This window comes from Leptolyngbya sp. KIOST-1 (assembly GCF_000763385.1).
Taxonomy (GTDB): domain Bacteria; phylum Cyanobacteriota; class Cyanobacteriia; order Phormidesmidales; family Phormidesmidaceae; genus Nodosilinea.
This window is the reverse complement of record NZ_JQFA01000004.1, coordinates 2084857-2106336: the sequence shown is the minus strand read 5'-3', so window position 1 is coordinate 2106336 and position 21480 is coordinate 2084857. Positions and strand designations below refer to the sequence as shown.

The 21480-nt window shown below is 58.9% G+C and carries 17 protein-coding genes and 1 rRNA gene; 12 read left to right on the top strand and 6 right to left on the bottom strand.

Features of this window, described 5'->3' with window-relative positions; genetic code table 11:
- Window positions 1–31 precede the first annotated feature (31 nt).
- Window positions 32–715, bottom strand: coding sequence for an SDR family oxidoreductase (locus tag NF78_RS26210; protein WP_035992728.1), 684 nt, complete (start codon window positions 713–715; stop codon window positions 32–34).
- Between the two features lie 207 nt (window positions 716–922).
- On the opposite strand from NF78_RS26210, the gene NF78_RS26205 reads away from it, so the two are divergent.
- The 3 genes from NF78_RS26205 (at window position 923) to rrf (ending at window position 2942) form a co-directional block, all read left to right on the top strand.
- Window positions 923–1540: a hypothetical protein gene (locus tag NF78_RS26205; protein ID WP_035992731.1), complete on the top strand. Its 618-nt coding sequence runs from the start codon at window positions 923–925 to the stop codon at window positions 1538–1540.
- A gap of 793 nt (window positions 1541–2333) precedes the next feature.
- The gene (locus NF78_RS26200; protein WP_035992733.1) at window positions 2334–2549 is read left to right on the top strand and encodes a DUF2811 domain-containing protein; all 216 of its coding nucleotides are present in this window, start codon (window positions 2334–2336) and stop codon (window positions 2547–2549) included.
- A gap of 276 nt (window positions 2550–2825) precedes the next feature.
- Window positions 2826–2942 (top strand): 5S ribosomal RNA (gene rrf / locus NF78_RS26190).
- A gap of 100 nt (window positions 2943–3042) precedes the next feature.
- On the opposite strand, the gene NF78_RS31605 is transcribed toward rrf, so the two are convergent.
- Window positions 3043–4182 (bottom strand): hypothetical protein, encoded by a 1140-nt coding sequence (locus tag NF78_RS31605; RefSeq protein ID WP_156119981.1) that lies wholly within the window; start codon window positions 4180–4182, stop codon window positions 3043–3045.
- A gap of 653 nt (window positions 4183–4835) precedes the next feature.
- Here NF78_RS31605 and NF78_RS26180 point away from each other — a divergent pair.
- The 7 genes from NF78_RS26180 to NF78_RS26145 all read left to right on the top strand — a co-directional run bounded on the left by NF78_RS26180 (window position 4836) and on the right by NF78_RS26145 (window position 11582).
- On the top strand, window positions 4836–6089 hold the full coding sequence (locus NF78_RS26180) for a metal-dependent hydrolase family protein (RefSeq protein WP_263970704.1): 1254 nt from the start codon (window positions 4836–4838) through the stop codon (window positions 6087–6089).
- A gap of 586 nt (window positions 6090–6675) precedes the next feature.
- Window positions 6676–7959, top strand: a complete 1284-nt coding sequence (locus NF78_RS26170) for a hypothetical protein (RefSeq protein WP_156119980.1) — start codon at window positions 6676–6678, stop codon at window positions 7957–7959.
- Between the two features lie 207 nt (window positions 7960–8166).
- Complete coding sequence (locus NF78_RS26165; RefSeq protein WP_035993100.1) at window positions 8167–9522, top strand: nucleoside recognition domain-containing protein; 1356 nt, start codon at window positions 8167–8169, stop codon at window positions 9520–9522.
- Window positions 9523–9591: 69 nt separating this feature from the next.
- Complete coding sequence (tsaE, locus tag NF78_RS26160; protein ID WP_035993097.1) at window positions 9592–10083, top strand: tRNA (adenosine(37)-N6)-threonylcarbamoyltransferase complex ATPase subunit type 1 TsaE; 492 nt, start codon at window positions 9592–9594, stop codon at window positions 10081–10083.
- Window positions 10058–10516, top strand: coding sequence for an EVE domain-containing protein (locus NF78_RS26155; RefSeq protein ID WP_035993094.1), 459 nt, complete (start codon window positions 10058–10060; stop codon window positions 10514–10516). Before tsaE ends, NF78_RS26155 begins: the two co-directional genes overlap by 26 nt.
- A gap of 211 nt (window positions 10517–10727) precedes the next feature.
- Window positions 10728–11147, top strand: coding sequence for an ExbD/TolR family protein (locus tag NF78_RS26150; protein WP_035993092.1), 420 nt, complete (start codon window positions 10728–10730; stop codon window positions 11145–11147).
- A gap of 144 nt (window positions 11148–11291) precedes the next feature.
- Window positions 11292–11582 (top strand): hypothetical protein, encoded by a 291-nt coding sequence (locus tag NF78_RS26145; RefSeq protein ID WP_035994199.1) that lies wholly within the window; start codon window positions 11292–11294, stop codon window positions 11580–11582.
- 80 nt (window positions 11583–11662) lie between these two features.
- Here NF78_RS26145 and NF78_RS26140 read toward each other — a convergent pair whose 3' ends face one another.
- The 4 genes from NF78_RS26140 to NF78_RS26130 form a co-directional block, all read right to left on the bottom strand.
- Complete coding sequence (locus tag NF78_RS26140) at window positions 11663–13159, bottom strand: YcjF family protein (protein ID WP_035993089.1); 1497 nt, start codon at window positions 13157–13159, stop codon at window positions 11663–11665.
- 161 nt (window positions 13160–13320) lie between these two features.
- Window positions 13321–13629 (bottom strand): RNA recognition motif domain-containing protein, encoded by a 309-nt coding sequence (locus NF78_RS30105; RefSeq protein ID WP_017297747.1) that lies wholly within the window; start codon window positions 13627–13629, stop codon window positions 13321–13323.
- A 456-nt stretch (window positions 13630–14085) separates the two neighbouring features.
- Window positions 14086–14877 (bottom strand): hypothetical protein, encoded by a 792-nt coding sequence (locus NF78_RS26135; RefSeq protein ID WP_156119979.1) that lies wholly within the window; start codon window positions 14875–14877, stop codon window positions 14086–14088.
- Window positions 14878–15908: 1031 nt separating this feature from the next.
- A complete protein-coding gene (locus tag NF78_RS26130; protein WP_035993085.1) occupies window positions 15909–17399 on the bottom strand; it encodes a leucyl aminopeptidase in 1491 nt (496 codons plus the stop codon).
- A gap of 216 nt (window positions 17400–17615) precedes the next feature.
- On the opposite strand from NF78_RS26130, the gene NF78_RS26125 reads away from it, so the two are divergent.
- A complete protein-coding gene (locus tag NF78_RS26125; protein ID WP_035993083.1) occupies window positions 17616–19826 on the top strand; it encodes a transglycosylase SLT domain-containing protein in 2211 nt (736 codons plus the stop codon).
- A 47-nt stretch (window positions 19827–19873) separates the two neighbouring features.
- Entirely contained in the window at window positions 19874–21352 is a 1479-nt protein-coding gene (gene dacB / locus NF78_RS26120) for a D-alanyl-D-alanine carboxypeptidase/D-alanyl-D-alanine-endopeptidase (protein ID WP_072016257.1), read from the top strand.
- The last annotated feature ends 128 nt before the right edge of the window (window positions 21353–21480 follow it).

The window sequence follows — 21480 nt, the reverse complement described above, 5'->3', positions numbered from 1 at the left end:
CGAGCCCTTTTGCCCTGCCCGTCACCGCTCCTTAGCCTGGCACCGTCAAGGCCCGCCCATTATCCCCGGGCTGAATGCTGAGAATATAGGGCACCGCGGCCTTGACCCAGACGGCGATCGGGGTATAGGCCGCCGCATCGTCACCGTAGCAAGTTTCCAGCATGGCGGTGTGAATAATGCCGGGGTTGAGGGCTACCGCCGCCATCCCAGCAGGCAGGTCCTGGGCGAGGGCCTGAGTCAGTCCCTCAACGCCCCACTTGGTAGCACAGTAGGGGGCAACTCCAGGGGAAGTCGATCGTCCCCAGCCCGAGCTGAAGTTGACAAAAATACCCGATCGCCGCTCAACCATAGGCGGGGCAAAGTGGCGAATCACATTACAGACACCGCTGAGGTTGACGGCAATCACAGCGTCGCACTCGTCAACGGGCACGCTCCAGAGGGGCGCGGGGCGGTTCACCAGCCCGGCATTATTAATCACCAGGTCGGGCAGCCCATTAGCGTCCATGGCGGCTTCAGCCCAGGCCTGTACTGCTGTGTCGTCACACACATCGACAGCGGTAAACTGGTGCGGGGCAGGGTAATGAGTCGCCAGGTCCGCTACCGCCTTGGAGCGGCGGGCGCAGCCCGACACCCGGTGCCCCTCGGCCACAAAGCCCTCAACCATAGCCCGGCCCAGGCCCTGGCTCACCCCAGTAATGACAATGTGTTTGCCCATAGTGTGAAATTCAGTGCGGAAAAATCAACTGCGCGGTGGAGGGCGCCAGCTAACTTGGGCCATCCCCCCTGACCGACCACTGGCCACTATCCCCTCACCTGTCTCCGGCAACCTGAGCATGCCCTAATCTGGCTGAGAGCGCAAGGGACTGGGTTCACCGCTGTGGCAGGATGGGGTCAGCAGTTGATCGAGTCAGGGCAGAATGCGATGAAAGAGCCATCGGCAACCGAGCCACCCGCAACCGAACCGTCAGCCACAAAATCATCACACCGCTGGTTCGCCAGTCTGCGACGCCTGCCCCTGGGGCTGGTGCTCTGTGTTGCCCTGCTAGGGGTGTGGGCGTTGAGTCTGCCTGGCCCCAGCCATGTCGTTTGCGATCGCGCCGCCTCCGGGCAGGTCTACTGCCAGGCCAGCCACCCGCAGCCCTGGGGTTGGCTGGCCCGCCCACAGCCGCTTACCCTACAAGATATTGCCATCAGCTCAGAGCTGTGCGACAAAACGCCGCGCGGCGGGGTGCGTTTCTGTCACCGCCTGACGCTGCTGGGCTCCAATCGGCAGATTGTCCTCCCCGAGGTGCGATCGCCCCTCTCAGCCGCAGCCCTTGGGGATCGACTGCATGGCTTCATGGCCGGCGAGGGCAGCCCTCAGTTGAGTTGGTCGGGCGATCGCTCAGCATTGCCCTGGCGAACCCCAACTATCGCTCTGCTGCTGACGGTGGGCACCTGGGCCCTATGGGATGTGCGCTGGCCGCCGGTACCGACCTCACCCCTGGCCCTGGACGGGGCCACCGATTCCCTCCGCTCCAGCAACAATACAAAAGATTAACGGCTCCCCCACTGTCCGCCTCGAAATCATCGGCTAGAGCAACATCTAAGCTAATCGTCAAGCCCCAATCGGGCAAAACATTACAAAACAAAATTTTAGGGCCGAGTTTTCCCAGGGTTTTCCCCAACCTCCCCAAGGTTTTCCCCAGCTTTTCCCCAACTTCTTACAGCAGTCTGAGGATGTAGCGGCACCTGGGGGAAACGCGACATCTGAGGCCAGCGCTTGCCCAATTCGCCGCGATCGGCCTCTGCCCGCCTGGGCGATCGGCAGAACCCTTATCCTGTCGTGGGAACCACAACTGCTTAGCTCAAACCTATCGGTAAAGCAAGATTGACAGCATCCGGAGAGTTCGGCAGAATGATGCGACTGGCAAAGCGAAGCCCTGTGACCTAGGTCCCCAAAACCTGGCGATAAAACTAATCGTGGGTTACCTGTTTCAGACTTTGGCAAAACCGCAGTAGGTACTAGGGCGTGTTTTAAAGCTTGGTCAAAGCCTGATTTTCTCCTACGAGGGATCAAGGTTTTCTAAGGGTTTTAAAACATAGCCTAGCTTTGCCGTGGGCGTTGGTCGGCCCTAGCGTTCTCCCTGGTTGTTTTAAGCAGATACCGTCATTGCCGTGGGAGGGGTTAACTGAGCCCATCACAAGTTTGCTGCCAGTACAGCAGTGCTTGCCCTGGGCAATTCAAAACAACTGGAACCCTCTGTACACCCAACTTCCGGTCGTGCCATTTCCAATTACACCCTCCTTTATCGTTCACCAGCTTGCGTTTCTCTCGAAAAAGGCAGCACCCCATGACCCTGAATTCGACCCAAACCACCGTTAGCCTAATGGCCGAAGTGCCCGAGGAACTGTACGAGGCCTTGCAGGTTTATCTTGACGGCAACCCAGCCTGGAACCAGCACCGGGTCTTCTGCGCCGCCCTGTCGCTGTTTCTAATGCAGGATAGCAACTGCGATCGCGATGTCAACCGCATCTACCTAGACGCCCTCTTTGACTACGTCCCCTAAGGCGTTAACTATACGAATACAAAAAGGCGTCCAACCTCATACGGTTGGACGCCTTTTCAAAAGGGGACCTGGCATCGAGCTATTTTGACAAGGGGCAACCCCCTCACTATCTTCGCCGCAGCTGCGTTTCACGTCTGAGTTCGGGATGGGTCAGAGTGGGACCTCATCACAGATTCACTCAACGAATCAAGCATGGCTGTGTGCACAGCCCCATTTCTCTCACATTCAGTTCTTCAAGGAACTTAAACAACACAATATTGAAGCAATTAACGCTTTCCTGGTGTCTTTGGCGCTGTGGTCCCACTCTGACCCATCCCGAACTCAGACGTGAAACGCAGCTGCGGCGAAGATAGTGAGGGGGTTGCCCCTTGTCAAAATAGCTCGATGCCAGGTCCCCTTTTGAAACTGCGCCACATCATCACGATATGGCGCAGTTTTGTTATTGGTTATTGATTAACCCGTCAGGTTTGAGGTGGCTACGGGCGACAAATCTTTAGCGACAGTTTCCTCGCGACCAGCCCCACTCTTCGACCCCGACGGAGATTTGAGAGCCTTGACGAGGATTGCCGCCGCTGAGGTCTACCAGGGCCACCTGCGTGGCTGCTCGGAAGGAACCTCGGTACACAGGTTGTCCCTGGGCGTTGTTGCGATCAAACCGTAGGGTTGACACCGTGGGCTCTGCGCCCGATCGCTCCCAATTGATTTGGCTAAATCGTCGATTGGTGACTTCGGCCCGGTACTGCCAGCCATTTTGCATGCGCCCAGTACAGACGACTGTTCCTGCTGCCGGGGTGGCGGCGGGCTGGATGCTGGGTTGGGCAGCGGCGGTCTGACCACTGAATTGAATAAAGAAGGGCTGACCGTCTAGGGTGCCGTTGGACGAGATGCTGATGATTGAGTTGTTGGGACCATAGCGGATGTTGGCAGGGCCCTGGGCATCGGCATTGCCTGAAGAGGTGAGGTTGAGAACGATGTCCTCTGCGGTTCTGCGAGTTTGCTGTCCGCCAAAGGGAATATTGTTGCCGTTGGCCAAGCGAATGGTTAGCTCGGCGCTATCGTCGGGTTGAACGGTCACCGAGGCAAAGGTAATGATCTGGTTGGGCCGTCCCTGCAGACCGAAAGTGCCCTGGCCTGCCTGAGCAAAGATATCTGGGCTGGCGACCGGGGGACGGCTGACACTGTCGTCGGCAATGGTGAAGCGCAGGGACAGGGGCTGGCCATCCAGGGTGCCGCTGCCGCTGATGGAAATCAGGGTGGAACCCTGGTAGCGGATGGTGAAAGTGCCAGTGGCGTCGGCCGCACCGGCGTTGGTTAGCCGAATCTGAGCTTCCTCGGTGCTGCGGCTGATAACCTGCCCGTTCCACCGTTGCAGGTTGCCATCCGCCAGGCGCAGGGTGATCTCGGCCTGTTGGTTAGTGGTGGTGACAGTGGCAAAAGTGACGGTTTGGCTGGGGCGGGTACCGATGGTGAGGGTGCCTTCGCCTTCGCCTACCAGGTTGAGGGAGGGCTGTTGGGCGACCATTGTGGAGGACGGAATTGGCACGGCTGCTTTGGCCATTGGGGGAGCGCTCATCACCGTGACGGCAGCACCACAGGCCAGAGCCGAATAGGCCAGAATCGAACGGATTTTCATAGTGATGACCTTTTGATAATCTGTTGAGCTAGTTCAGAATGTTTTGCCGGACGCTGGCTGCTGGTCCCTGAGGCACAATATTCCTCACAAATTGCTTTTTGGTAGTCGTGGTCAAACATAGCTAAGGGACCGAGCGCCACGCTAACCACAAAGGCATCATACGTGAAGTTGATAACCGGGAAAGGGGAACTTTCATCCTATTTTTTTCCTATTTTTAGCTGGCAAAGTTCTTTGGCAAGCTAAGAAGACTAGGCAAGTAAAGTTTTTGGGAAGGCTCAGTAAAAAAATCATTTCGCCCAAATTGATGCATGGGCATTGAGAATGCCTTGCCTCGGGGATTTTGTCAGGAGGACATAACGCTTAAGCTTTACGTAAGTTAACCCTTGAGCTTGATTTAATAGGGGGCTGCTGCTACTGTTTGCATGGCGTTTTGGTCTTTGCGTTTGCTTTTGCTTGTCTGTTGCACTGTCCCTTAGCTAAGTTTTGGGGACACAAGTATTGATTCCAGTAATTTTATGCAGATGCGATCGCGCTATGTAATTGCCCTATTGACTGTACTGTTGGGACTTTTGGGGCTAATGACCCAAGTGAGTGTTGCCCAAAGCCCTGGCAGCGGCAACAATTCTCAGCCAACGGCTGTCCTTTTTGAAAATGTGAGAATTTTTGATGGTGTCTCTGCCAATCTGACCGCACCGTCGAATGTATTGGTAATTGGCAACACGATTCAGGCAATTGATACCCGATCGCTGCCTGTCCCAGCCGATATTGCGGTCACTCGGATTAGTGGAGACGGACGGGTGCTGATGCCGGGGCTAATCGATGCCCACACCCACCTGTTCATGGAAACTAGCACAGAAGCAGACCTGGTCGCTGCGACTGCCGCCCCGGAACGTCTGCTTCAGCAGGCTCAGGAAAACGCCACAGCCATGCTGATGCGGGGCTTTACCAGCGTCCGGGATATGGCCGGGCCGGTCTTTCTGCTGAAGCGGGCCATTGACCGAGGTGCAGTGGTGGGGCCACGCATCTGGCCGTCTGGAGCGATGATTTCTCAAACCAGTGGCCACGGAGACTTCCGGGAGCTAAGTGATCTGCCCCGCACCCCCACCTCTGAATTGAGTCTGGCGGAGCAGTTTGGGGTGGGGGCGATCGCTGACGGAGTAGACGAAGTGCTGCGCCGGGTTCGAGAGCAACTGATGCAGGGGGCCAGCCAGATCAAGCTAGCTGCTGGGGGCGGGGTTGCCTCAGACTTTGACCCCATTGATGTGGCTCAGTACACCGAAACGGAACTTGCGGCGGCTGTAGAAGCTGCCGAGGACTGGAACACCTACGTGGCTGTTCACGCCTATACCCCGCGCGCCATTCAAAAGGCGATTCGGGCTGGGGTAAAAAGTATTGAGCACGGTCAGCTAATCGACGAAGAGACGGCCCGGATGATTGCTGAAAATGATGTGTGGCTCAGCCTGCAGCCGTTCCTGGACGACGAAGATCGCAACCCTTATCCGGAAGGATCCCAGAACCGGGCTAGTCAGTTAATTGTCTCTGAAGGCACTGACCGAGCTTACAACCTAGCGAAAAAATACAACATCAAAACAGCCTGGGGCACTGACAATCTCTTTAGCCCTGAGGGTGCGGTTCGCCAGGGGGCAAAACTGGCCAAGATGGTGCGCTGGTATACCCCGGCGGAGGTGTTGCGGATGGCCACAAGCACCAACGCTACCCTGCTGGCTCTCTCTGGGCCGCGCAACCCCTACCCTGGACAGCTGGGTGTGGTGGAAGAGGGGGCTCTGGCGGACTTGCTGCTGGTCAACGGCAACCCACTGGAAAACATTCGGCTGGTTGAAAATCCCGACGCCAATTTTTTGGTAATTATGAAAGACGGGGTGATTTACAAAAATTTGCTGCGCTGATTTGTACGGAGTAGTTTTGGAACGAAAGCACCATCTAGGGAAAATCCTCGCCCAACTTTCGTTGGACTTGAACTGCGAACATGTTTAAGCGATTTGTAGCGACAGCCCTGGCGACATCTTTGGAAATGGCAGGATTTGTTAGGTGGACTGAGGCCTGTACCCGAGTAGTCTACAAAGGCCCCAATGGCACCATCATTGCCCTACGGCATTTCTATTGAAGGATTTCTCAACCTTTCGACCACCCAATGGCGGGTAGTGGCCGACAGAAAAAACTTCGCTACTGCTTTGAAGCGGCGCTGACTCCAAACACGTTTTGGGTCGATTTCAAAAATATCGACTTTGGCGAAAGCACCGGAGCAAAAGTGTTGAGAATGGATGACGGACAGACCTATGCTGGAGAGGTGTCTGACAATTCGTTGAGGCTGAACCGTTTCAGTTTCAGGGTTTGTAAACGTAGCATTTGGCTAGTTTAAGGCCAGTCGAACAGTTTAATGACCTTGACTTTTGGGTTTCGTTTGATACTATCTTGAAGTGTCGTTCTGTGTTGTTATTTAGGGAAGAATGCTGTTTTTGTGTTGACTTAAAAATGCGTCTAAAGCATCAGTGCCTCCGCGTCTATTTGCTAGGCAGTGGGGTTGGGGCGATCGCTCTGCTCTTTTCCCCTGCCCCCGCTTCTGCAACGCTTCTGGTTGAGGTCACTCCTCTAGCGGATGTCCACCTGGACATGGAGGCCGATGCCCTGGAAACGGAGATACCTGCGATCGCGCCCTGGCCAGAACTAGTTGAATCCATCCCCTCCGCGCAGATTGCGCTGCCGCCCACCCTGAATGACATAGAGGTAGCATTCCCTGCTCCAGAGAGCGATCTCACCGACCCTGAGGAATTGACCTCCGGTATTTCTGAAGTGGAAATGACCGTTCCCCTGGCCCAGGATCTGATGCCTGTAGCCGTTGGTTCGACCGGAGGGGAGCAGGGAGAAACCGCCACAGATTCTCATCTTGAGCCCCAACCAGAGTCAGTGCTGGCTCAGGTGCGGCCCGCCAACGACGGGGACGGGTGGGAATTTGTGCTGCAGCCTTATCTTTTTGTACCGTTCAATGTGCGTACCGACATTGGCGTGGGCGACATCACCGAGTCCGTCTCCACGGGGCTGGGGGATCTGTTTAGTCTCGATCGCATTTTCTCTGGGGCTCTACGCTTTGAGGCCCGCAACCCTCAGTATGGCTTTTTTGCCGATCTGTCCCATGTCTTTGTGCAGGACAGTCGATCGGTCTCGGGGCTGCCGCTGCCCCCGGCGCTGGCGGCGGTAGTCAACCAGCGAACCCCTCCCGGGGTGGTGATTCCCCCCGGTACTCCCGTGGATGTGGGGGTGAGGGCTACGGGCCGGACAACCACCTTTGACCTGGGGGGCTACTACCGGGTGGTGGATCAGTTTCTGGGCCAGGCGGGGGCCGACCAGCCGGGCTACCCACGGCTGCTGGTTGACCCCTTTCTGGGGCTACGCCTGGCCCGGCTGAGTGGCGACCTGAATTTTAATGTGGGGGTGGGGCCGCTGGGGCTGGATAACCTGCCCGTGACCGAGTCGGCAACGCTGATTAAGCCGCTGCTGGGGGCACAGGTGGGGCTGGAACTGTCTGAGCGCTGGGGGCTGGGCCTGCGGGGCAGCTTGGCTGGCCTGGGCATTGGGGCCGACGAAAATCTGGCCTGGAGCTTTTTGGCGGGGGCGCGCTACCGCATTTCTGAACGGGCAGCTCTACAACTGGCCTACCAATATAAGGAGTCGCGCTACAGTGCCGGGCAGGGGATCAGCCGCTTTAGCCTAAATCAGTCGCAGCAGGGACTGTGGCTGGGGGTAGACATTGGTTTGTAGCGGCTGCCTTGTCTAAAACGATGGCCATTGCGTTCAGGATATGGACCCCTGCCACCGGGTCAAACTGAGACAGCGCAACAGCAGCCAGTCATCGCTTCTGGCGTCTTGGTCATGCTCTAACGGTTCTGGCGATGGCTATCCCATTGCCAGAACCAGCCTACTCTGGGATAGTTGAGGCTGCTTTGCCCCTGCGATCGCCTGTCTGCTATGGTTGCTAACCCCAAGTCTGTCGCTTCGCCGCTGAATGGCATCTGGCTCTTTTTGATCGTCGTTGCCACGGTGGTGGCGGCTTTCAACGGCACCATGGCCGAGCTGACGGCGGCGGTGTTTGAGTCGGCGGAGAGTGCGGTCAACCTGGCGATTGGGCTGATTGGGGCGCTGGCCCTGTGGCTGGGGGTGATTCGGGTGGTGGAGGTGGCGGGGCTGATGCAGTGGATTGCTCGGGCCATTCGCCCGGTGATGGTGCGGCTGTTTCCGGAGGTGCCAGCGGAGCACCCGGCGATGTCGGCGATGGTGCTGAATATGGCGGCCAATGCGCTGGGATTGGGCAATGCTGCTACCCCCATGGGGCTAAAGGCGATGACCGAGCTGAATCGGCTGAACGCCAACCCCGGTACTGCGACCCATGCCATGTGTCTGTTTTTGGCCATCAATACATCGTCGGTGACGTTGCTGCCGATCAGTGCGATTACGGTGCGGGCCAGCGCTGGGGCAACCAGTCCGGGGGCGATTATTCTGCCGACCCTGGTGGCGACGGTGTGTTCGACAACGGTGGCGATCGCCGCTGCAAAGCTGCTGGCGCGCGGGAATCGCTACTCAGACGACCCGCTGACAGCAACTCCGCCCATTCCCGCCGCCAGTGGGCCAGGGGATGCGCTGCTGGAAAACGACCCCGCTGACCTGGCAGATGCCCCACCGGAAATACCCCTAGAGCCGCCGGGGCGGGTGGGGCAGCTGCTGTTTGGCGGTCTGGTTGTGGCTTTTGTGGGGGCGGTAACCTATCGCCTGACGGTGCAGGGCACCCCAGCGCTGGCGGGCACCGAGGCAATGGCGGCGATTTCGAACTGGCTTATTCCGATGTTGATCTGCGGGCTGCTGCTGGTGGGCTACTTTCGGGGGGTGAAGGTCTACGAGGCGGCCACCGAGGGGGCGAAGGAAGGTTTTCAGATCGCGGTGCGGATTATTCCATTTTTGGTGGCAATCTTTGTGGCGATCGCCATGGTGCGGGCCAGCGGTGCCCTGGAGCTAATGACGGCGGCGATCGGCCCCATCACCGGACTGATTGGGCTTCCGGCCGAAGCCCTGCCCATGGCGCTAATTCGCCCCCTATCGGGAGGCGGAGCCTTTGGGGTGATGTCGGAGATTGTCAACAACGACCCAGACAGCTTTCTGGCCTACCTGGTGTCAACCATGCAGGGCTCCACCGAAACCACCTTTTACGTGATGGCTGTGTACTTCGGCAGCATTGGTATTATGAATACTCGCTACACGCTGCCGGCGGCGCTGGTGGCAGATTTTACTGGTATGGTGGCAGCGCTGGCGGTGTGCTACCTGACGTTTTGAGCGGTGACCAGGTTAAGCGAGAACAGGTTGGGTGAGAGCAGGTTAGGCGAGGACACATTGGCGAGCGGGATGGGAGAATTTGGGGTAAATCTGCCTGATGCGGCGGCCACTCAGCGACTGGGTTGGCGGCTGGGGCAGCTGTGCTCGCCGGGGACCGTGCTGCTGCTGGCGGGCGACCTGGGCATGGGCAAGACGACTCTGGTGCAGGGCATCGGTTTGGGCCTGGGCATTGCAGAGCCAATTAGCAGCCCGACGTTTACGCTGATCAACGAGTACCTGGAGGGGCGACTGCCGCTGTACCATGTGGACCTGTATCGGTTGGCCCCGACCCAGGTGGACTCCCTGGAACTGGAGGGGTACTGGGACGGCAGCGAGGCGGAACCGGGCATCCTGGCGATCGAGTGGTCGGAGCGGCTGGTGGATTATCCTGCTTCAGCGATCGGGCTGCGCCTGGACACTGACCCCAGCGGCGGGCGGCGGGCGACGCTGACAGCGGGTGACGCACATATTTCGTTGTTAAAGAAGGTGGTTGGCGATGGCCTACTGGCTGATGAAGTCTGAACCCGATGTGTATGGCATTGCGGATCTGGAACGCGATCGCACGGAACTTTGGGACGGCGTTCGTAACTACCAGGCGCGCAACTTTCTCACCAGTATGAAAGTGGGAGACAAAGCTTTTTTCTATCACTCCAACACCAAACCGCCGGGGATTGTGGGACTGATGGAGATTGTCGAAGCCAACGTCGTAGATCCTACCCAGTTTGATGCGGCCCATAAGTATTACGACCCCAAATCATCCCCAGACCAGCCGCGCTGGCATACAGTGACGGTAGGCTATATAGAAACCTTTGCAACAGGCATTACCCTAGATCAGCTCAAGGAAACGTTTACCTCCGAGGAGCTGTGGGTGGTGCGCCGGGGCAACCGGCTCTCGGTGATGCCAGTGGAGCCTGCGATCGCCGAAAAAATTCTGACTATGGCAAAAGCTCCCTAGGATCTGTCAATTCTTGATGTGTAGGTTGGGTGGCGCGCCAGCAGAACCTAACCAGGCTTACTGCTGTTGGGTTTCACTTCATTTCACCCAACCTCTAAAAACCAGGGGCTGCAACCCTTGACTTTTGAGCGTTTAGCAGCAAACTAAGGACAACCCCTAGCCGTTGCCCTCAGGTCATCCAAACTCAAACTCCAAAACTAACCCCTATCCCATGCATCTCCCCGAAGATCCTGAAACGCCGCTGCAAATCAACATCGTGCCGATGATTGACGTGGTGTTTGCGGTGCTGGCGTTTTTTATTCTGTCCAGCCTGTTTTTGACCCGTGACGAGGGGCTACCGGTGGCGCTGCCGGGGGCCGAAACGGCTGAAACCCAGGCCCAACGCCAGGTGGTGGTGACGCTGAATGCTGAGGGCGAGACGTTTGTGGGCAATAGGGCGGTGGCCGATGAGCAGCTGCTGGAGGCCATTCAAACCCTGGGCACGCTGGCCGATGGGGGGCTGGTGGTGATTCGGGCCGATCAGGCAGTGAGCCACGGGCGGGTGGTGGCGGTGATGGATCGGCTGCGATCGCTGCCTGGGGTGCAGCTAGCGATCGCCACCGACGCCGGACAAGCGCCTGACTCCCCCTAAACCGAGGCGTTTGCCGACCGGATTGCTGACTAGAATGGACTATTGTTGCAGAATATCTCGTTTCAATACGTTGTTGCGGCCGTGGTGCACAGCTCGGGTTTTGTGGCTGAAGCTGTGGGTGAAGCCACGGTTGAAGTGAGATCTATGCTACTGAATCTTGGGGTATTGCCCGCCGGGCTGGTAGCGGTGGTGCAGGCGGTGCTGGTGCCGGTGTGTTTTGTGTTGGCCTGGGTGTTGGTGGGCACAACCGCCTGGAACATGGTGGCGGCGGTGCGAGACAGCGTGGCCCGGGCAACGGTAATGCACAAAATTCCCTGTGCGGAATGCCGCTATTTCACCAACGACCATCGGCTCAAATGCCCGCTTCATCCAAAAATTGCGCTGTCCGAAGCAGCCATTGACTGCGCCGATTTCGAAAGTACGGGATTAGTTTAGTTGACCTGACGAACTGGGCGAGGCCATTTCCCTGGGGCAAAAGGTGGCTGCCCTCATGGTGGGGGACCGCTGGCGCGGAGCTACCCTTGGACAATGGGAACAATGCGGGTTATGGCCTCTTGAATAAAGGCTTTCATCACCGCATCGCGCTGGTTGAGGCGAAACTGCCGCTCCACAACGGCTCCCATGCCGCCGTCGCCCCAACTTTGGTTTTGGCGGAAGTATTCGATGAAACTTTTGCCCGCCACCCGGGTCAGGTAAGCGCCGCTTGTCCCTTTGAGGGCGCGTCCGGCCAGGGCTGTGGCCAGGTTGGTTTGCAACCCCAGAGCCAGGAGATCGAGTGTGCCTTTGACCAAGCCCAATCCGGTCAGCGTTTTGGCCACCGATAGGGCGAGGGCCTTGCCCTCCTCAATGCTGACCTCGCAGCCGTAGATTTGGCTCAGCTCAACCACCATCTGGGCGTTGATCGCGGCGGTGGCTAAAAAATCTAAACCCGGCAGGGGGGTGATGGCGATCGCCCCTGCACTCAGCCACTGGTAGCGCTCAATCACACTGTCGGCCTGGGCCTGGCGCTGGCTGTCGATGATCTGGCGAGCGGTTTCGCCAATTTGCTGAGTCTGCAAAAGCAGGTTGTCGGCCATCAGCGTTTCGCCCTCGGCGCGCAGGACATCGGCCAGGCGAGCCTGGAGGGGCAGCAGGGTAGGCTGCATTTGTAGCCAGCCACCGCCTACCTGGGGCAACGGTTGGGGTTGGGCGGCTACGGCAACAACGTCGTCGGGGCTGAGGGGGGGGACGACTCGCGATCGCAAGCGGGCTAGCAGCGCTTCTAAATCGGTCTCCGGGTAGCGATCGGCCTTGTTCAGGACCAGAAGCACTCGTTTTCCCATGGCCATCAGCGCCTGCAAAACGCTGTATTCGGCCTGGCGCAAATCGTCGTCAATCACGAACAGGATCAGATCTGCTTCAGTGGCAACGGTGCGAGCGGCCTGCTCGCGCTCTGTACCTGCAACGCCGGTTTCTGCAATCCCTGGGGTATCGATCAGCTGTAGCGGTTTGGCCACATTGGGGATATACCAGGGATAGGTTTGCTGAACCTGGGTCGTTCCCATAGCGGCCCCTACTGCACCGAGGGTTTGACCCAGCAGCCCGTTGATCAGAGCCGTTTTACCCGCCGACCCCACCCCAAATACAGCAATGGTCAGCACCTGAGCGGCGCTGGAGAACTGGAGCGTCTTCGCCTTTTCCGCCAGGGCCTGACGCGCCACCTGGTCTTGAATTTGAGCCACCTGCTGCTGCAGTACGTGGAAATTTGCGGTGGCGGCCTCCGTGGCGTTTCGGGGCGGCGGCGGCTGTACCCGACGGCGACGGGGGCGCAAAAATGGCCACAGACGGTAAACCCCATAGCCCACCGCGCCAGCTCCAGCTACCAGGATGGCACCGACAACGACCTGGGCAAGCAGTGGAGATAGCAGGGCGATCGCAGCGTGCAGGCGCAGCAAAGCATCAGCGAGGAGCAGCACGGCTCCCAAGCCCACTACCAGCCCCACCAGGAGGAATACCCAGCGCCACTGAGCCATAGCGTACCCTGTTCAATCAACGGCGGTGGGTGAAGAATAGCGCAAACTTGCCGCCAAAAACCAGCATGGCAGAGGCATTCAAAGAACACCTCTGCCAAAGCTGTGAACTTCAAACTACCTACGTAAATCCCAGTCCTGCGCTTGGAGAATAGTCCGGAGGTTTAGAGCGGATTGTGGGAAAATCGATTGCTACGATTTGGCCGGCCCCCATCTCCACCGCCATCTTCAGTGCGAGGGCGGGCCTTGTTGACCCTAAGTTCACGGCCTAGCCACTCAGCCCCATCGAGTTCGGAGATAGCCTGGTCTTCCTTTGCTTCATCAGCCATATCGACAAAAGCAAAGCCGCGTTTTCGGCCTGTTTCTCGATCGATAGGCAAGCTGATACGAGTAACCTCGCCGTATTCAGCAAAAACACTTCTAATGTCGTCCTCAGAAGCCTGAAAGGACAAGTTACCAATGTAAATAGTCACGAGTCTCTCCGAACCACAATACCAAGGTGTTGAACATTGCACCCTCGATTTAGGACGCCTAAAGCTACTCCAGGCTACCTCAGATGCAATGTTTGCTGCTATCATAGCCGATCGTTTTGGGGTTAGCAGTAGCGCACCTCACACCTAGGCGTATCTGTGCAAAGAAGGAAGTGACTATCCTGAACGGTTCTCGTCAGCGGAGGGCAAATTTTCCTTCACCTAACCTCCAGGCGCCGACTGAAGCCCTACCCCGCAAGACTGCGCTTGGTTGCTCTGCGGGGTAGGGGTACGCCAGGACCAACGCGAATTGTTCGCAAAAATGCCCATCTACAGTGGTCAGTCCCGTAGAGTTGCGCAACTCTACGGGACTGACCACCACCAGGTTGATTTTCGCTAAACGAGAATGGTGGACTGTGCAGTCATCTCATGGGCAATGCAGGCTAGCTTAGCCAACGTTTAGCTGGTCGTCTGCCGGTCGTTGGTGATCAGGCTGTAGCGCAGGAAATCAGAGGTTTCCAAGCAGAAATTTTTGGTGCCTCGAAGGACGTGCAGCGCTGGCGATACGCCCGGAATTCCGTCCAGACGCCCGGGGTTGAGATTGCTCATGCTGCTCAGGGGCCAACCTAGATTGGGCACAGCGGCCAGCGTAATGAGTTTGGGATTGCGGTAGCGAATTTCGTTCATGTATCCGTCAAAGTAGGTGGGGCCACAGTCGGGATGGCCTTTAGTCCGTTCAAACGAGGCTTCCATGAACTCGACAAGCTTCGGAATCGCGCTTCCTTGACAAGCCCAAAAGTGGGTTCGACGGATATTTTGACGCACACCTACGCGAGAAAAGAATTGATTTGGAGTGGCGTCCAGGGCAACTTTGTTGCTTTTGGCCTCGTCCCCCGAGTAGGCCTGACAGCCAAAGTAGGCAAAGTCCCACGGCTGCTTGTCTAGCTCGCGAAGAATGTTCTCTTCTTGACAAATGAGGCGCTGACTTAAAACACAGTCCTCTTGAAATAGGAGCACCCGTTTAACGTTATCGTGGGCCGCTTGACGCAGAATCTCATAGTTACTCATGACACAGCCCCTAACGCTAGCCTTAGGGAATTGGCCAGCCTCTTTGAACCTGAGGCCCTTAAACCATTGCACACGCTCTTCTATGCCTAGCCGCTTGACCTGACGTTGTATGCTCTTATACCGTCTTTTTCGTTCTGGCAAATAAACAACAGCAATGCGATCGAAATACTCTGCAAAATTCATTAGTTTACCCCGATGATACAAAGTGTAGAATAGTGGGTTTTTGCAATTACCTGGTCATCAAAAGTTGACAAACCTATGGGTTCGTGGACTCATTCCTGCCGTCATAACCCATCTCTATCAAGGTCGAAATGGCGAAAATTTAGCCATTTCGACTCTGAACATACGGCTGAAGAATGAAAACTGCCTTTAGGCAGCGAATGATTTCAGCGAGGGTTTGAAAAGAGTGATTTCAGGTGGAACTTACGTTCGAAAGGCTGTGAAACCAGCAGCGATTGGGCAGTAGTAGCTCACCTGGGAGGTGTAAAGTGGGAAACGTCGTGACTTTTCAAGCACTAACTAAGCTAATAACTACAAAAAACAAACCTACTTTCAAGAACTCAAAACTAATGCTCTGCCCAACCTAAGTTTGTAGGTTGGGTGGCGCGCTAGTAGAACCCAACCAGGCTGACTGCCGTTGGGTTACGCTCGGCTTTACCCAACCTACGGGAACCCCGATTTTTAGCTTTGACGCTGCACTAGGGTTTGAAAAAAGATTTTCCTGAATCACCCAGGCTGACGGTAAGTCGTTTTGATGCCGTGGTTGATGCCTACGATTGAGGGCTTAAAAAACTGCTTCTTCTAGATAGAGGTCTTTGTGAATGCTGGGCCGCCGTGACCCAAAGTGTTGATGTAATTTAGGCACTTGCATGAGTTCCTTCCACGAAAGATGTAAATGGCTATGCTTTTTCGGACACATTGGTCGCAACCCATGGGTAGCGATCGCTGAAAAGTATCCTCAAGCTGAAGGTGTTTTATGCGTGTGCTGAAGTATAGAGACTGGCTAATTCGGAAATTGTTCCAACCGAGAAATAAACAGGGGCTGTGATCAAGCAGATTGCGATAGCCTGGGATCTCTAACCCAGTCGTAGGGCTGTTGTTAGTTACATTTAAAGACCCAGGAACCAACGGTTGCCGCAGCACATTATCGCCCAGAGGTTTGATGCGTTAGCAATCGCTAACGCATCCCATACGTCAACGGGACTCTCTTGAGTTTAAGCGGCGGTGTCTTGCGATAGAACCCACTGCACGAGGGTACGAACGCCAAATCCGGTGCCACCAGGGTTGTTGTAGCCGCTCTCTTTCTCGGTCCAAACCGGGCCAGCGACGTCGAGGTGAACCCAGGGAGTGGAGTTGACAAACTGCTTGAGAAATAGGGCGGCGGTAATGGAACCACCGGGGCGAGGACCGGTATTTTTCATGTCGGCCACAATGGATTTGAGCCCGTCAAAGTATTTCTCTTCCATGGGCAAGCGCCAAAATTTTTCGCCAGCGGTTTTGGCGGCGGTGGCGATCGCCTCGGCCAGTTCTTCGTTTTCGCTGAACAGTCCGGCGATATCGTCGCCCAGCGCAATAATACAGGCTCCGGTCAGGGTGGCCAGATCGACGATCGCATCGACCCCCAGCTTTTCGGCAAACACCAGGGCGTCGGCCAGGGTGAGCCGACCCTCGGCATCGGTATTGTTGACCTCAATGGTTTTGCCGTTGGAGGCGGTGAGAATGTCGCCGGGGCGCATGGCGTTGCCGCTGATCATGTTTTCGGCGGCGGCGCTGATGAAGTGAACTTCGGCGCTGGGCTTGAGTTGGGCGATCGCCTTGGCGGCTCCCAGGGTGGCGGCGGCACCCCCCATATCTATCTTCATCATTTCGATGCCGCTGCCGGCTCCTTTAATATTGAGACCGCCCGAGTCAAAGGTGAGGCCTTTGCCCACGATCGCCAGCTTGCGGGTAGGGGTGCCGGTGGGTTTGTAGGTGAGGTGAATGAACTTGGGCGGCAGGTCAGAAGCTCTGGCCACCCCCAGGTAGGCCCCCATGCCCAGGGCCTCGCACTGCTCTCGCTCCAGAATCTCTAGCTCCAGGCCGTGGGCGCTGGCGATCTCCTGGGCGGTTTGAGCTAGCAGTTCGGGAGTGACAATGTTGGCCGGGGCCGAGACCAGCTCGCGGGCTAGAATAACGCCGTCGCAGATCGCTTGAGCTGTTTGAAGGCTGCTGCTGTCCTGGCCAGCCAAATCGAGTATGTGAATGTGCTCGACGGTGGGTTTGCCGTTTTTGTCCTCAGATTTGAAGCGGTTGTCCTGATGCAGGGCCAGTATGGCGCCCTCGGCGATGGCCTGGGCTGTAAGGGCTGCATCGTGTTGAAGATTGGGAAAGCTGAGGCCGAGGGAGGCACATTTCTCTTTTTTAGCCAGGCGGGCGGCGGCGGCGGCGGCCCGGCGCAGGGTATCGCCGGTGATAGCGTCGATAGCCCCCAGGCCCACAATTCCCAGCTTGCGAATGTTGGCTCCGGTGCCGACTCGGGTGATGGCGGTGGATCCTGCCTTGCCGGTAAATTCAACCTCATCGATCAGCTCTTGGAGCAGCCCGGCGACCTGGCTATTGAGCTCGGCCAGGGTGCCCGACAGGGGGAGTGCGGCTTCGCTGAGGCCAAGAATCAGGGCGTCGCCAGACCAGTCTAAGCAGGAGTTACCGGGTGCGTGAAATTCCATTCAACCTAGGGGCTAGTTTTCTGTGTTTACTATAAACCTACCGCAGGAAACCCAGGTTTAGCGGCCTGAGCGAGGTTGCTCTAAATTAATGTCCATATCACATCTTGATCCAGCCAGCGGTGGAGAGGTTCGCTAGTATAGGACGGGCTAGCGGTTCTCCCCTGGGGTGTGGGCTGGCTAGGGGCTGTCATCGTTTGCAGAGGTTAAGGGCGCACCATGGTGAAACGGCTAAAGGCAAATCTGCCCCTGGTGGCGATCGCGGGGGTCGGTGCTCTATCGCTGGGCATGGGGGCGGCTCTGGTCAATACGGTGTCGTCAACCGTTGACCCCTCGGCGATCCTGGAAGAGTCACTGCTGCCCGGACTGGGGGGGCTGACGGCCAACCGCGCCGACGATCCGGTGCTGGCGGTGGCGCTACAGCTGGCGGAGCAGCGGCAGGAGGTGCTGCGGGCAGCCGTCGAGGGCCGAGAGCCCCTGAGCCGTAGCCGAGCCAGGTATTTACTGGCGCTGGATCTGATCAATAGCGATCGCGGCGGCAGCGCCATTCCCCTGCTGGAGGGGCTGGAAGCTGAGTATCCAGCGATGGCTCCCTATGTGGCCCTGGCGCTGGCTCAGGCGCAGCGGGCGGCGGGGCAGGCCGAGGCGGCTCAGCAAACCCAGCAGCGAATCTTAACTGAGTATGGCGACGACGGCGCGATCGCCCCGCTGCTGTTTGAGCTGAGCCAGCGGGACCCGGCCTACGCCGATCTGCTGGTGCAGCGGTTCCCGAGTCACCCCAAGGCGGTGGAGGTGGCCCACCAGCGGCTGACCGCTGACCCCCGCCGGGCCGATGCCCTGCCCATGCTAATGATCAAAGCGCGATCGGGCCTGCATCACCCCGATGCCGGAGCGTCCCTGCTGCGGCTCAAGACCGAGTTCGCCAGTCAGCTCAGCCCTGAGGACTGGCAAACGGTGGGGTTTGGCTTTTGGCGCATTGACAGCTACGGCGATGCGGCGGTGGCCTACGCCCAGGCTACGCCCTCGCCCCGCAACCTGTACCGGGCGGCCCGCGGCCACCAGGTGAGTGGCCGACGCGATCGCGCCATCGCCCTCTACAACCAGCTGGACCAGCAGTTTCCGGAGGCCCCCGAAACCGCCACCGGCCTGCTGCGGCTGGCCCAGAGCCTGTCGGATCAGGCAGCCCTGGGGGTGCTCGACCAGGTGGTGAACCGGTTTCCGGATCGGGCGGCAGAGGCGCTGCTGGAGCGGGCTAACCGGCTCGACAAGCTGAACAGCGCGGCGTCGGCCCAGGCCACCCGCGAGCTGATTCTAAAAGAGTATAGAGACTCCGATGCGGCGGCGGATATTCGGCTCAGAAATGCCCGCAATGCGGCTGGGCAGGGCGATCTGACCATGGCGGTTAGCTGGGGCGGCGACGTGCTGAAGCACAGCCCCGAGAGCGACCTGGCCGCCGAGGCGGGCTACTGGGTGGCCAAGTGGGGCGGCCAGCTGGGGCAGACCGAGGTGGCCCAAAGCGCCCTGGAAACCGTGATTGCCCGTCACCCCGAGTCGTACTACGCCTGGCGAGCCGCCGTGGCCCTGGGCTGGAACGTAGGGGACTTTAAGACGGTGCGATCGCAGGTGCCGGCTGTGGCCCCCCTGGCCCAGCGCACACCGCTGCCCGCCGGGTCGAACACGCTACAGGAACTGTACCTGCTGGGGCAGGACCAGCGGGCCTGGGAGCGATGGCAGATGGAGTATACCAACTACCAGGATCCTATTCCCGAGGAGCAGTTCACCGATGGCATGATGCGCCTGGGCACCAACGACAACATCAACGGCATCTACCAGGTGTCGAGCCTGGCCCTGGTGGACGACCCGGCGGATCAAAAAGTGGTGCGCGAGCTGAAGCAGCGCCCGGATTTCTGGCACGGGGTCTACCCGCTGCCCTACGCCGACTTAATCACCACCTGGTCGGCCCAGCGCCAGCTCAACCCGCTGCTGGTGGCGGCGCTGATGCGCCAGGAGTCGCGCTTTGAGGCCAGAATTCGCTCTGGGGTGGGGGCCGCAGGGCTGATGCAGGTGATGCCCGCCACCGCCGAGTGGATCAAGGGCCGGGCCGGGCTTGAGACCTACGACCTCAACATCCCTGAGGACAACATCAAGCTGGGCACCTGGTACCTGGACTACACCCACGCCGAGTACGACAACCACTCGCTGTTTGCGGTGGCCAGCTACAACGCCGGGCCGGGGGCGGTGGCCAACTGGATCAACCGGGGCGGCTTTGTCGATGCCGATGACTTTGCCGACAAGATTCCCTACCCGGAGACCAGGGGCTACGTGCGGGCGGTATTTGGCGGCTATTGGAACTACCTGCGCCTGTACGACCCGGCGATCGCCCAGCAGGTCGAAACCCTGCAAAAACACCACCGGGGTTTCAGAGGCTAGGCCTAGTTCTGTAGCGCCGCCCGTCGTTTGTCCATCACCGCTGACCTATGCCGATATCTCAAGGGAGGCCGTTCATACCTGGGGCGATCGCTGCCGGACTGTGCCTGGCGCTGATGCCGCTGGGCAAGGCCGCTGCGGCCCTGTGCCCGGCCCAACTGACCGCCCAGCTCGATACAGCCTTCAGCCAGGCCCCGCTGGATACCGCCTATACGGGGATGGTGCTGCAAACCCAGGGCCCCACCCCCAGGACGATCTACAGCCGCCATGGCGATCGCCTCTTCACCCCGGCTTCGACCATGAAGCTGCTGACCACCGCCGCCGCCGCCCACCAGCTGGGGGGCGACTACCGGTTGCGTACCTCCGTATATGGCAACCCCAGCGGCGAGGGCATTGCCGCGCTGCGGGTGGTGGGGCGGGGCGACCCCAGCCTGACCACCGCTGAACTCGACCGGCTGGCCCAGCAGCTGGCCCAGTCCGGGGTGCGGCAGGTCACTCGCCTGGTCCTAGACGATTCCTACTTCCCCGGCTTTGCCACCAACGCCACCTGGGAGTGGGAAGACGCCCAATGGGCCTACGCCGCCCCGGTCAACAGCCTGATCCTCAACCGCAATGCGATCGCTTTGCAGGTGGCGCCAACCCAGGTGGGCAGCCCGCTCAGCCTGACCTGGGCCCAACCCCTGCCCGCCGGCCCGCTGCCGCTGGTCAATGATGCCATCACCGTTGCCGCTGGGGCCGCCCCTGTTCCCCTGGCCCTGTGGCGACCGGGCGATACCCCGACGCTGCGGGTAACGGGGCAGATGGCCCAGGGCAGCAACCCGCGGACGGTTAACCTAGCGGTGCTGAACCCGGCCCAGCAGGTGGCGGCGGCGATGGCGCAGGCGCTGCGGCGGCAGTCCGTGCCGGTGGGGCAAACGGTGATAACCCAGACCGCATCCCCGGTCACAGACCCAGAGCTGGCGGCGGTGGAGTCACCCGAGGTGCGAGATCTGATGCGGTTGGCCAACCGCGACAGCGACAACCTCTACGCCGAGGTTCTGTTCAAAACCCTGGGGGTGACCGCAGGCGGCGCTGGACAGGGGGGGACTGTGGCGGAGGCCAGCCGGGCCGGGGGAGAAGCTGTCCGAGCCGCCCTGACCGAGCTGGGGGTAAATGCCACAGCCCTGCGGCTGGCGGATGGCTCGGGCCTGTCGCGCCACAATCTGGTGTCCCCTGCCGCGCTGGTGGAGACGCTCCAGGTGATGACCACCCATCCCCAGGGGCGGGCGTTCCGTGAATCGCTGGCGATCGCAGGCCAGAGCGGCACCCTCAGCAATCGGCTGCGGGGCACGGTGCTGGAGGGCCGTTTGCAGGGCAAAACAGGGGCGCTCACCGGCAACGTGTCGCTGGCAGGCTACCTGCAGCCGCCCGACTACGAGCCGCTGGTGTTCAGCCTGGTGATCAACCATTCCAACCAGCACGCCAGTCTGCTACGACAAAAGATTGACGAGATATTGCTGCAGGTTGCCCAGCTCAGCCGGGGATGCTAAAGCTAGGGGAGAGCCCGGGATGCCCTGGCCTAGCGGGGCTGGGCCTATGTCCTAGTGGGGATAGCAGGGCTAACGTTCGGTGGGAAAATGGAGTTTCCAGAGTAGAGATTGCCTCTGCCCACGCCAGC